This is a genomic window from Mycolicibacterium grossiae, from assembly GCF_008329645.1.
GTDB lineage: Bacteria > Actinomycetota > Actinomycetes > Mycobacteriales > Mycobacteriaceae > Mycobacterium > Mycobacterium grossiae.
Genome location: NZ_CP043474.1, coordinates 3,608,949 through 3,620,366, shown reverse-complemented (window position 1 = coordinate 3,620,366; position 11,418 = coordinate 3,608,949). Strand labels below are relative to the sequence as shown.

The following is an 11,418-nucleotide window of genomic DNA, read 5'->3' as shown; positions in this document are numbered from 1 at the left end:
GACTCGACAGCGGGGCCTCCGACCCGTCCGGCGCGCGTGCGAGCCTCACCGGATCCGCGGCGCCACTCGTGCATAATCGTGGTCGAACACGCCGCCTGGCAGGCGTCGGCGTTCCTGCGCTGGAGCCCCGGGCGCCCCACGTCGTCGTGTCGCGCACACGGCCATGACCGCGCATCGGAGCCCTTCGTTGGTCGACACCGAGTTCGAATCCCCCACCCTCGACCCCGTCGAGGTGCGGTTCGCCGCGGACCTCGCCAACCTGCACTGCGTCCGGTCGATCGTGGCGGCGCTCGCGTCGCTCGTCCCGCTGACCGACGAGGCGACGGCGGACCTGCAGCTGGTCGTCAGCGAGGTGTGCACGGCCCTGATCAACGCCGCGCACGCGCCCGACGCGACCATCACGCTGACGGTGACCGATGCGCCCGACCACCTCGACGTCACCGTGACCACGACCGGTGACACCTCGGCGGAGGTGCTCGCCGCCGGCGACTTCGCCTGGCACGTGCTCACCGCGCTCACCGAGTCGATCGCACCGCTAGGCAGGCCGAGTGTCGACGGCCTGCCCGGTCTGCTGGGCTACGAGCTGGCGCTCGCCAAGCGCTGAGTCAGGCCCGGCCCTTCAGGATCAGGTGCCAGTACGTCGAGGGCAGGCCGTAGCGGTCGAACGCCCAGGTGCTGCGCCGGCTCTTCAGCGGGTCGACGAAGGACGGCAACGACGAGGACAACCGGCCGCCGCGCTCGAACTCGCCGAAGATCAGACGGTGGGCGTCCGTGGTGATCGGTGCCACCGTGTATCCGCCGTACTCGGTGAGGCCCGCCCCGCTGCGCTCGGCCAGGACGTTGTCCACCAGGATCGCCGTTTGCTTGCGCAACGCGCCTCCGGACGGGTCGGTGTCGAGCGTCGCGCAGTCGCCGACCGCCCAGATGCCGTCGTGCCTGCGGTGGCGGAACGTCCGCGGGTCGACGTCCACCAGCCCGTGCGAGTCCGGCGCGACGAGGTCCGACGCCTCGAGCCACTCGGGCCCGCGGAACGGCGGGACGAGGTGCAGCATGTCGTAGTCGAGCCGACTCTCGGCGCCGTCGGCGTCGCGCACTGTGATCGCGCGGTCATCGGGATGCAGCGCCGTCACCGCCGTGCGGTGCAGCACCCGGACGTCGAGGGCGTCGAGGTGCCGGCGCAACCGGTCGTCGATCGCGGGCACGTCGAGGAAGCCGTCGCGGTCGACCGCCAGCGTGACGTCGACGTTCCGTCCGACGCGCCGCCAGTGCGCCGCGGCCAGGAACAACGGCTTGAGGGTGGTGCCGGTGCAGCTGACCGGCGGCCGCGGCACGGTGAACACCGCATGCCCGCCCGCCGGGGTGGCCCGCACGGCATCCCACGTCGCCTCGGCGCGGTCGACGTAATTGCTGCCCACCGCCGGCGTCGCGAGGGCGGCGTCGATGCCGGCGAGTGCCCCGGCGTCGGGGACCAGCCCGGCGGCCAGGACGAGGTCGCGGTACGCGAGCACCGTGCCGTCCGCACACCGCACGGTACGCGCGGCGGGATCCACGGCGACCGCCGGTGAGGTGAGCCATGTGCATCCGCGCGGCGTCACGGAGCGCTGCGTGCGCTCGGCGTCGTCCATCGTGGCCTCGCCACCGCCCACGTAGGACAGCAGCGGACGGTAGGTGTGCACCAGTTGCGGTTCGAGCACGGCGACGTCGGTGACGCCCCGACGCAGGAAGCGGGCGGCCGCGGCGATGCCGCCGTTGCCTCCTCCCACGACGAGGACGTCGACGGCACGGTCGGGGCGCGCGGAGTCGGACACGGCGGCTGACTACCCGCTCCGCGAGGGCGGAATCGAACCGTTCGGTGAAGCGCCCCCGGCTAGTGCGGCAGCGCCACCTCCGACCGCGCGCGCCGCGCCAGCGCCCGGGCGTCGTGGGTGTCGATCTCGATGCTGCCGTAGATCTCCCGCAGCAGCCGCGCCTGCTCGCCGGGCGTCACGTCGGCCGACCGGTAGATCCGGCCTGCGGCCCGCGCCTGACTGCGAACCAGCCGCGTCCGGTCCCGGCGCAGCGCCTCGTAGGCCGTGAGCGCCGCGGGCACGTCCGCGGCGGTGGCGCCGTCGAGCAGTTCGGCGAGCGTCGCGGCGTCCTCGACGGCCTGGTTCGCACCCTGCCCCAGATGCGGGGTAACGGCATGCGCTGCGTCGCCGAGCAGCGTGACGCGCCCGGTCGACCACCGATCGAGGGGTTCGCGGTCGTAGATGCCCCACCGGAACGTCTCGTCCATCGCGGCGATGACCGCACGCACCCGGTCGTCCCACCCGGCGTATGCCGCGGCCAGTTCGGCGACGTCGCCCGGTGCGGTCCAGGATTCCTCGACGTCCAGAGTGGTCGGCACGAACGCCACCACGTTGAGCAGGCGGCCCGCCGACACGGGGTACACCAGGAAGCTGCGGTCCGGCCCGAGCCACATCGAGCTGGCCGCGGCGTCGACGACGCCGCGCAGCCGCTCGGTCGGGACGAGGCCGCGGTATGCCATGATGCCCTCGCTGACCGGCGCGGCCGGCTCCGCCACCACCGTCTGCAGCCGGGAGTGGATGCCGTCGGCAGCCACCACGAGGTCCGCCACGGCGGCGTCCCCGCCGGCGAAGTCGACGCGCACACCGTCGGCGGAGTCGGCGACGCCGACGCACCGCCGGCCGAGCCGCACCACGCCGCGCGGCAGGGCCGCGACGAGCGCCTGCTGGAACTCCGCCCGGTGCAGGAACCACGTCCTCCCCGGATCTCCGAGGGAGAGCGTCCGTGGGTCGTCGACCAGCGGCGTGCCCGTCCACGTTCGGTAGGCGTAGCCGGTGACGCGTCCGGCGATGGCGTCGATCGCCGTGCCGAGCCCGAGGGACTCGAGGACGCGGGATCCATTGGGAGCGATCGCGACGCCGGCTCCGAGCGCCTTGAGTTCGGACGCCCGCTCGTACACCGCGACGTCGGCTCCTGCCGCGCGCAGCGCGATCGCCGCGGTCAGACCGCCGATGCCCGCACCGATCACCGCCACGCGCAGGGCCGCGCCTTCCGTGGTCGCCTCGCTCATGGCGCCACCTCCTTCGTCTATTGACGTACCGATCGGTACATCATTGACGTTACGTGTACCGATCGGTACGGTCAAGGCCGTGGCGCGCCCCCCGGACCCCGCGCGGCGCGACGAGCTGTTGCGCGCGATCGTCGACCACCTCGAGCGGACCGGCATCGGCGATCTCTCCCTCGCGCCGCTGGCCGAAGCCGTCGGCACCAGCAAGCGCATGCTGCTCTACTACTTCGGCGACCGCCGCGGACTCGTCGCGCAGGCACTCGAGTACAGCCGGCCCGACGTCGGCGCGCTGTTCCAGGACGTCGGCGACCCGAAGGAATTGACCGACGCCGTCACCCGACTGTGGCATGCCCTGACCCGCGGCTCCCAGCGGCACAGCGTGCGCCTGCTGCTGCAGGTGCTCAGCCTCTCGGTGACCGACCCGGAAACCTATGGCGCACATGCGCTCACGTCGGTGCGACTGCTCCTCGATCCCGTCGCCGCGGCCTTCCGTGACGCCGGCTTCACGGCCGAACAGGCGACCCGCCGCGCGACGCTCGTCGTCTCCGGGCTGCGCGGCCTGTGCCAGGACCTGCTTGTCACCCGGGAGCGCACACGCGTCGACGCGGCGGCACGGCTCCTGATCGACGCCGCGGTCGCCGCGCCCGATTGACAGCGCATTCCCAGCGTCGGGAGCCCCGCCCCGGGTATCCGTGTCGTTGGCCGCACCGGCCCCGATACCCACGAGGAGGAGCCATGCTCCACGACGTCGTCCTGGCCGCCGCGCAACCCGAGGCCGCGGGATTCATCCTGCGCGGCATCAAGGGAATCTTCGTGGCGATCGGCAGCATCATCGCCGCGATCGTCTGCGCCGTCATCGCCGCCACCAAGGGTCGCAGCGCCCTGGGCTGGGGCGTCCTGGGCCTCTTCTTCTCGATCCTCACGCTGATCGTCGTCATCGTGATCCCGTCCAAGCGGTCGGCCTGACCGGTGAGACGCACCACGTCGAGCGCCGGAATATAGGTACTCGATGTAACGTTTCGGACCATCGTGTTCAGACCAGACTCGCCTACGATCCGACGCCGCAGCCGACGACCCACCGAGGCCGCCTGATGCGCCAGGGCCCGTTGGCAGGGCGCTATCCCGCCGTGGCCGCCATGGTCACGCTCGCGCTCATCCCGTATCTGGCGCTCTCCGCCGCGATCGACCCGCTGGTGCCGATCATCACCGAGCAACTCCACACCAGCGCGCAGACGATGACGCTCAGCTCGGGACTCGGCAACGCCGCCTACGCGGTCGGCACCGTGCTGGCCGTGCAATTCGCCCAGCATCTTCCGCAGCGTCGCATGCTCCTCGCGTATGCGGTCGTGCTCGTCGTCGGCTCGGTGGTCGCCGCGTCGGCGCCCAATGGCACGGTCTTCGTGTGCGGCCACGTGCTGCAGGGTCTGGCCACCAGCATGCTGCTGATCGCCGCCGCGCCGCCGCTGACGATCGGCTTCCCGCGTGAGAAGCTGCGCAACACCGCGGTGATCATGAACATGTGCGTGTTCGGCGCCGTCGCGCTCGGACCGTTCATCGGCGGCGCGCAGGCCGAGGCCGGCGCGTGGCGCCCGCTGTTCTGGATCGTCGCCGGTATCGCCGGGCTCGCCCTGCTGCTGGCCGCGCTGACGTTCGATGACGCACCGCCGGCCGACTGCGACGCCCCGCGCGACCTGCCGGCGATCGCGCTGGCCACCGTCGGCTGCACGGCGGCGTTCGTCGGCGCCGCACAGCTCACGAGCCACGAAATCACCGACGTCGCCGTCACCGGCCCGATGTTCGGTGGACTCGCGCTGATCGTGGTGCTCATCGTCTACCAGTTCCGTGCGCGCCGGCCGCTGCTCACCATCCGGACCATGCTGACGAGCGCCATCCCCGTCGCCGGGGTGGGCGTCGCGTTGTTCGCCGCGGCGGCGTCGGTCGCCGCGACGGCGCTGACGGCCGCGGTGTTCCTGCAGAGCTACGGCCCGGTGCACGTCGGCCTGCTGTACCTACCGGAACTGGGCGGCGCGATCGTCATGGCCGTCGTGTTCGGGTTCGTCATCTCCCGCCGCGCCATGCACTACCTGCCCCTGGTCGGGATGGCACTGCTCGCCGCGGGCATCGCCGTGTTCCGGTTCGCCCTGCCCGCCAACCAACCACTGGCCCTGCTCGCGGCCGCGCTCACCGGCCTCGCGCTCGGCGCCACGGTCGCCCCGGCACTGTTCGTCGCCGGCTTCTCGCTGCAGTCGAACAGCCTGCAGCGCGTGTTCGCGATCATCGAACTGCTGCGCGCCGTCGCGGCATTCATGGTGGCGCCGGTCTTCGCGTACTTCGCGACCCGGATCTCCGACGACCTCGTCGAGGGCACCGGCATCGCACTGTGGGTCGGCTTCGGCCTCGCCGTGGGTGGCGCCGTCTTCGGCGTCGCGGTGTACGCGCTGAGCGGTGCCCGTCCACAGACCCCGGACCTCGACCGGTTCCTCGACGGCGACGAACCCGCCTGGGACTCGCCGCCACTGCTGGCCCGGCTGCGCTCGACACCGCAGGGCGCACCCGTCGCCCACGTGCCCGCGGCACCCGCGACGACGCGTGCGGCGGACGCCGTCCCCGGCACCGGACCCGTCCTGTTCGCTTACGACGGAACCGATCTCGCCGATCACGCCATCACCGAGGCCGCCTCACGGCTCGGTGCGCAGCGCGACGCCGTCGTGGTCTGCGTCTGGCAACCCGTGGAGGTCGGCTTCACCCCCGTCACCGCGGACCACGTCGACGCCGACCGCGCCAGCGACGTGCGACGCGCCGCCGAACGCACCGCGGAGCGCGGCGCCGAGATCGCCCGCCGGGCCGGAATGACGGCCCGCGCGCTGACGATCGAGGCCACGCCGACATGGCGCGGCATCGTCGACGCCGCCGATGCGCATGGCGCGAGCCTGCTGGTGTTGGGCCCGCACCGACGCAGCGGACTGTTCGGCAGATTCGAGGGCAGCGTCGCGGCCGCCGTGGTGGCGCACACCGCCACACCGGTGCTGCTGGTGCCCGAGCCGCGCGAGGACGCCGACACGCCGGAGAGGACGGACGCGGAGGCCGTCGCCGCCCGCTGACTTTCCCTTGGGCGCCCTTCGCGTCGACCGGCACGGCGCCCGGCGTTCCCCTACCATCGTCACGGCGCGCGCGCCGTCACCGTACCGAGAGGGCCGACCATCATGCCGACCATCACGACGTCCGACTCCGTCGAGATCTACTACAAGGACTGGGGATCGGGTCAACCGATCGTCTTCAGCCACGGCTGGCCGCTGAGCGCCGACGACTGGGACACCCAGCTGCTGTACTTCCTCGCCGAGGGCTACCGCGTCATCGCCCACGACCGCCGCGGGCACGGCCGCTCGACGCAGACCGCCGACGGCCACGACATGGACCACTACGCCGACGATCTCGCCGCACTGGTCACGCACCTCGACCTGCACGACGCCATCCACGTCGGTCACTCGACCGGCGGCGGTGAGGTGGTGCGCTACCTCGCCCGCCACGGCCAGGACCGTGCCGCGAAGGCCGTGCTGATCGCCGCCGTCCCGCCGCTGATGGTCCAGACCGACGACAACCCCGACGGGCTGCCGAAGTCCGCGTTCGACGATCTGCAGGCCCAATTGGCCGCCAACCGGTCCGAGTTCTACCGCGCCCTGCCGTCGGGTCCGTTCTACGGCTTCAACCGGCCGGGCGCGCAGGCGTCGGAGGCCGTCATCGCCAACTGGTGGCGGCAGGGCATGATGGGCGGCGCGAAGGCACACTACGACGGCATCGTCGCCTTCTCCCAGACCGACTTCACCGCCGACCTCCGGTCGATCACGCTGCCGGTGCTGGTGCTGCACAGCCGCGACGACCAGATCGTGCCCTACGTCGCCTCGGGCCCGAAGTCGGCCGACCTGCTGCCGAACGGGACGTTGATCACCTACGAGGACTTCCCGCACGGCATGCCGACCACGCACGCCGACGTCGTCAACGCGGCCATCCTCGACTTCCTGCGCGGCTGAATGCCGACCCGCGACGCCGCCACGGCGCTCACGGTCCTGGTGCCCGACGACCGCGGGCTGACCGCCCTGGCCGATGCGGCCGGCGTCGCCGCGGTCCGCTACGAGCCGGGCTCGGCCTGGCCCGCCGACCACCACGACGCCGAGGTGGTGGTGGTCGGCTACGAGGCGGCCGACGCCGTCGGCGCGCGATTCCACGAATTGCCCGCACTGCGGCTCGTGCAGACGCTCAACGCCGGCTACGAGCAGTGGCTGCCGTACCTGCCGGACGGCGTCATCTTGTCCAACGGCCGTGGCGCACACGGCGGTTCGACGGCCGAGTGGGTGGTCGCCGTGCTGCTCGCGATCTACCGCGACCTCGCTGCGTTCGCCGCCCACCACGCGGCCGGACAGTGGCGACCGGCCGTCACCGACACGCTGCTGGGCAAGCGCGTCGTCGTGCTCGGCGCGGGCGACCTCGCCACCAACCTGGCGGCCCGGCTCGTGCCGTTCGAGGTCGACGTCACCCTGGTCGGCCGTTCCGCCCGACCGGGCGTCCGGGCCATGGCCGACGTCCACGCGCTGCTCCCCCGCGCCGACGTCCTGGTGTCCATGCTGCCGAACGATGCGTCGACCCACCACGTGGTGGACGCCGCCTTCCTCGCTGCGCTGCCGGACCGGGCCATCGTCGTCAACGCCGGACGCGGCACCGCCGTCGACCCCGAGGCGCTGCTCACCGAGCTGCGCGCGGGACGGCTGCGCGCCGCACTCGACGTCACCGAACCCGAACCGCTGCCACCGGATCACCCGCTGTGGACGGCTCCCGGTCTGCTGCTGACCCCGCACGTCGCCGGGAGCACCGCCGGCGCGTGGGACCGGGCGTGGGTCGTCGCGCGGCGACAGATCGAGGCATACCTGCGGGGCGACGTCCCACCGAACGCGGTCGCGGGTGTGACGGCCTGACCGGCGGTCGTTTGCCGCTGCACCACCCGGGTATCACCGGACCATGGCTGATCCGGTGACGGCACCGCGGCGCATCGTCGTCACCGGCGCGTCCGGCAATGTCGGTAGCGGCGTGCTGCGCGCCTTGGCGCGCCACGTCCCCGAGGCGGAGGTGGTCGGCGTGTGCCGGCGCCCTCCGACCGTCGGCGACCTGTATGCGCGCGTGCACTGGCACGCGGTCGACCTTTCCGCTCCCGACGCCGCCGAACGGCTCGCTCCGGCGATGGCGGGCGCCGACGTCGTCATCCACCTCGCGCTCGCGCTCTACCCGGTGCACGACACCGACTACCTCTACCGCGCGAACGTGCTTGGCACGCAAGCGGTCTTGACTGCCATGACCGAGGCCGGCATCAGGCATCTCGTCTACGCCTCGAGCCTCGGCGTGTATGCACCGGGACCGCGGGTCCCGGTTCCGGAGACCTACCCGACCACCGGCCAGCCCACGTCGACCTACAGCAGGCACAAGGTGATGGTCGAGGCCATCCTCGACGACTACGAACGCGCCCATCCCGACACCGTCGTCAGCCGCTTCCGGCCCACGGTGGTGGCCCAGCGCGAGACCGCGTCGATGGTGCGGTCGCTCTATCTGGGGCCGTTGATTCCGCGCATCGCGCTGGAGATCATGCGGCGCAAGGCACTTCCCGTACTTCCGTTGCCCCGGGGCCTCGCGTTGCAGTTCGTGCACACCGACGACGTCGGTGAGGCGGCCGTTCGCCTGATGCGGTGCCGTTCGGTGGGCTCGTACAACGTCGCGGCCGATCCGCTGGACGACGCCGGCCTGGCAGCCCTGGTGGGCGGGCGGCCGATTCCGATCGACGCCGGATTCGTGCGGCGCGTCGTCGTCGCGCTGAGCAGCCTGCACGCGATCGCCGTCACGCCCGGCTGGTACGACGTCGCGACCAACACGCCGCTGATGGACACCACCAAGCTGCGCACCGAGACCGGTTGGGCGCCAACGCACTCCTCCACCGACAGTGCGCGTGAACTGATCGACGGACTGGCCGACGGCGCCGTCGGATCGAGCGCCGCACTGGGATACGACGACGCAGCGGTCGCGACGACGCGCACGGCGGTCGACACGGTGCACGACGCCTCGCTGGCGCTGTGGCTGGCGCTGGCCGTGGCACGGGCACTCGGAGTGCGTCGCGTGGGCTGGCCCGAAGCCGCCGCGATCGGCACCAATCTCGCCGCGGGCACGCCCGCCGCGCTCGATCGGCTCGCACGGCGCCGTCGCGATCCCGTGGCGCTGCTCGCACCACCGACCGTCGGCGCCGCCGTGCTGGCCAGCCGCCGCGGCGGCTGGGCGCCCGTGATCGCCACGTCCCTGCTGGGCGTCCTCGCCCTCGCCGAACGCCGGAGGAGCACGCGATGAACACCGAGAACGGAAATGGTCGGCAGGTCGTGGTCGTGGTCGGCGCGTCGAGCGGCATCGGCAGGGAGACCGCGCTGGCCTATGCCCGTCGGCGGGCCAACGTGGTGCTGGCGTCGCGCTCGGAGGACGCCCTGAACGAGGTCGCCGAGGAGTGCGCGGCCGCCGGGGCCACCGACGTGCTGGTGGCACCCACCGACATCACCGACGCCGACCAGGTGCGCGACCTGTTCGCCACCGCCGTCGCGACCTACGGACACGTCGACGTCGCCGTGCAGTGCGCGGCGATCACCGCCTTCGGCCGCTTCGAGGACCTCCCGGTCGACGTGTTCGACGCGGTCATCCGCACCAATCTGCTCGGCGCGGTGAACGTGGCGCGCGCAGCGCTGCTGCACTTCCAGGAGCGCGACGCGGGACACCTCGTCCTCGTCGGATCGCTGCTCGGAGTGACCGCCGTGCCGTTTCAATCCGCCTACGTCATGAGCAAGTTCGCGATCAGCGGCCTGGTGCGCGCACTCCGGCAGGAGAACCGGCGGCAGCGTGGCATCCGGATCCACGGCGTCTACCCCGGCCCGGTGGACACCGAGGTGTACGGCACGGCGGGCAACTACCTCGGCCGCACGCCGCGCGTCGCACCGACCGCCGACGCACCGTCGACGATCGCCAAGGCGATCGTTGCGGCCACCAACCGGCGACACTCGAGCGAGCGTCAGATCGGCTGGTTCAATCGTCCCGCGATCGCCGCCTATCGCCTGCTGCCGTCGGTGTTCGACGCGTTGATCATCCCGCTGCTGCAGGTGACGTCGTTCAGCTCCGAGCCCACCGAGGAGTCGGCGGGCAACGTGCACGAGTCGGCGGCCGCCGGTCAGAGGTGACGGCAGCCGGCGTGCCGGTGTCGATTGCCGCCCGCCCGCTTCGCCGAGTACATCGCCTCGTCGGCCGCCACCACGAGCGCCGCGAGGCCGGCGCGGACGTCGTCGCCGCGCAGTGACGGGACGGGAGCCGCGGCGGTGCCGACGCTCGCGGTGATCGATTGCGGGAGCGCGGAGATCCCGTCGCAGATCCTGCGGGCCACCGGCGGCGCCGCGCCGGTGGCCGACGTGACCGCGACGATGAACTCCTCGCCGCCACTGCGCACCACCACGGCTGCGGTGTCCGAGACCGCCTGCGTCAGCGCCCGGCCCACCGCGACGAGGGCATCGTCGCCCGCCCGGTGACCCCGGGTGTCGTTGATGCGCTTGAAGTCGTCGAGGTCCACCACCGCCACGACGAGGTGCGCGTCCGCCGTGCCGGCGGCGAGCATCTTCTCGACGTGATGCTCGAAGGACCGGCGGTTGAGCAGACCGGTCAGCGGATCGCGGTCGGCGCGTTCGAGATCGACGCCCAACGCCCGGATGAGCACGTAGATGCCCAGCGGCATCGCGATGTTGATCTGCACGACGAGGAACAGATCCACGGCCGCGAGCGCCAGATGGCCCGACGACGCGACCCGGACGGCGGCGATCACCGCGACCGCCGCGGCGACGGCGACGTTGTAGGCGACGAGCGACGTCGAGTGGAAGAAGGCGACGTACGCGGCCGTCGTCGCGAAGGCGATGCACCCCGTCAGCGCGCCCTGCGGGTTGGGATAGGCGAGGCACGCCAGCGCGATCGACGCATTCGCCACCAACGCGAACAGCAACGACTGCGCGTGACCGGGCCACCCGCGGACCCACAGGATGGCCCCGGCCACCCCGCCGCCGAACGCCGTCCACATCATCGCCACCGCGAACCCGGTGCGCGGACCATCGACGCTGAGCAGCAGCGCAAGCACGCACAGGGCGAGCGACGCGGCGATCGACGCCATCATCCAGCGAACGCGCCCGGTCAGCCGGCGCGCCGCGAGATAGTCGGTGATCCACTCGTAGTGATGATCGCTCAGCAACCGCTCGGTGATCGTCGGGGCCGCCATCGTCGTCACTTTCGGTGTG

The 11,418-nt window shown here is 72.2% G+C and carries 11 protein-coding genes; 8 read left to right on the top strand and 3 right to left on the bottom strand.

Annotation, left to right across the window (positions count from 1 at the left end; all coding sequences use genetic code 11):
- The first annotated feature begins 187 nt into the window (after nt 1–187).
- On the top strand, nt 188–604 hold the full coding sequence (locus tag FZ046_RS17495) for an ATP-binding protein (protein WP_070351601.1): 417 nt from the start codon (nt 188–190) through the stop codon (nt 602–604).
- Nucleotide 605: 1 nt separating this feature from the next.
- On the opposite strand, the gene FZ046_RS17490 is transcribed toward FZ046_RS17495, so the two are convergent.
- Together FZ046_RS17490 and FZ046_RS17485 are read right to left on the bottom strand one after the other, a co-directional pair.
- Entirely contained in the window at nt 606–1,808 is a 1,203-nt protein-coding gene (locus FZ046_RS17490) for an NAD(P)/FAD-dependent oxidoreductase (protein WP_070351526.1), read from the bottom strand.
- 59 nt (nt 1,809–1,867) lie between these two features.
- On the bottom strand, nt 1,868–3,046 hold the full coding sequence (locus FZ046_RS17485; protein ID WP_070351602.1) for an FAD-dependent monooxygenase: 1,179 nt from the start codon (nt 3,044–3,046) through the stop codon (nt 1,868–1,870).
- A 109-nt stretch (nt 3,047–3,155) separates the two neighbouring features.
- On the opposite strand from FZ046_RS17485, the gene FZ046_RS17480 reads away from it, so the two are divergent.
- The 7 genes from FZ046_RS17480 (at nt 3,156) to FZ046_RS17450 (ending at nt 10,323) form a co-directional block, all read left to right on the top strand.
- On the top strand, nt 3,156–3,725 hold the full coding sequence (locus tag FZ046_RS17480) for a TetR/AcrR family transcriptional regulator (protein WP_070351527.1): 570 nt from the start codon (nt 3,156–3,158) through the stop codon (nt 3,723–3,725).
- Nucleotides 3,726–3,808: 83 nt separating this feature from the next.
- Nucleotides 3,809–4,039 carry a deoxyribodipyrimidine photolyase gene (locus FZ046_RS17475; protein WP_070351528.1) on the top strand — a complete coding sequence of 77 codons (231 nt, stop codon included), beginning with the start codon at nt 3,809–3,811 and terminating at the stop codon, nt 4,037–4,039.
- Between the two features lie 125 nt (nt 4,040–4,164).
- The gene (locus FZ046_RS17470) at nt 4,165–6,174 is read left to right on the top strand and encodes an MFS transporter (protein ID WP_070351529.1); all 2,010 of its coding nucleotides are present in this window, start codon (nt 4,165–4,167) and stop codon (nt 6,172–6,174) included.
- Nucleotides 6,175–6,276: 102 nt separating this feature from the next.
- Nucleotides 6,277–7,101 carry an alpha/beta fold hydrolase gene (locus FZ046_RS17465; RefSeq protein ID WP_070351530.1) on the top strand — a complete coding sequence of 275 codons (825 nt, stop codon included), beginning with the start codon at nt 6,277–6,279 and terminating at the stop codon, nt 7,099–7,101.
- Nucleotides 7,102–8,040, top strand: coding sequence for an NAD(P)-dependent oxidoreductase (locus FZ046_RS17460; RefSeq protein WP_070351531.1), 939 nt, complete (start codon nt 7,102–7,104; stop codon nt 8,038–8,040).
- Between the two features lie 43 nt (nt 8,041–8,083).
- The gene (locus FZ046_RS17455) at nt 8,084–9,451 is read left to right on the top strand and encodes an NAD-dependent epimerase/dehydratase family protein (protein WP_246182807.1); all 1,368 of its coding nucleotides are present in this window, start codon (nt 8,084–8,086) and stop codon (nt 9,449–9,451) included.
- Nucleotides 9,448–10,323 (top strand): SDR family NAD(P)-dependent oxidoreductase, encoded by an 876-nt coding sequence (locus FZ046_RS17450; RefSeq protein ID WP_070351532.1) that lies wholly within the window; start codon nt 9,448–9,450, stop codon nt 10,321–10,323. Before FZ046_RS17455 ends, FZ046_RS17450 begins: the two co-directional genes overlap by 4 nt.
- On the opposite strand, the gene FZ046_RS17445 is transcribed toward FZ046_RS17450, so the two are convergent.
- Nucleotides 10,314–11,399 carry a GGDEF domain-containing protein gene (locus FZ046_RS17445; RefSeq protein ID WP_070351604.1) on the bottom strand — a complete coding sequence of 362 codons (1,086 nt, stop codon included), beginning with the start codon at nt 11,397–11,399 and terminating at the stop codon, nt 10,314–10,316. The two genes, FZ046_RS17450 and FZ046_RS17445, sit on opposite strands and share 10 nt — an antisense overlap.
- Nucleotides 11,400–11,418 lie beyond the last annotated feature (19 nt).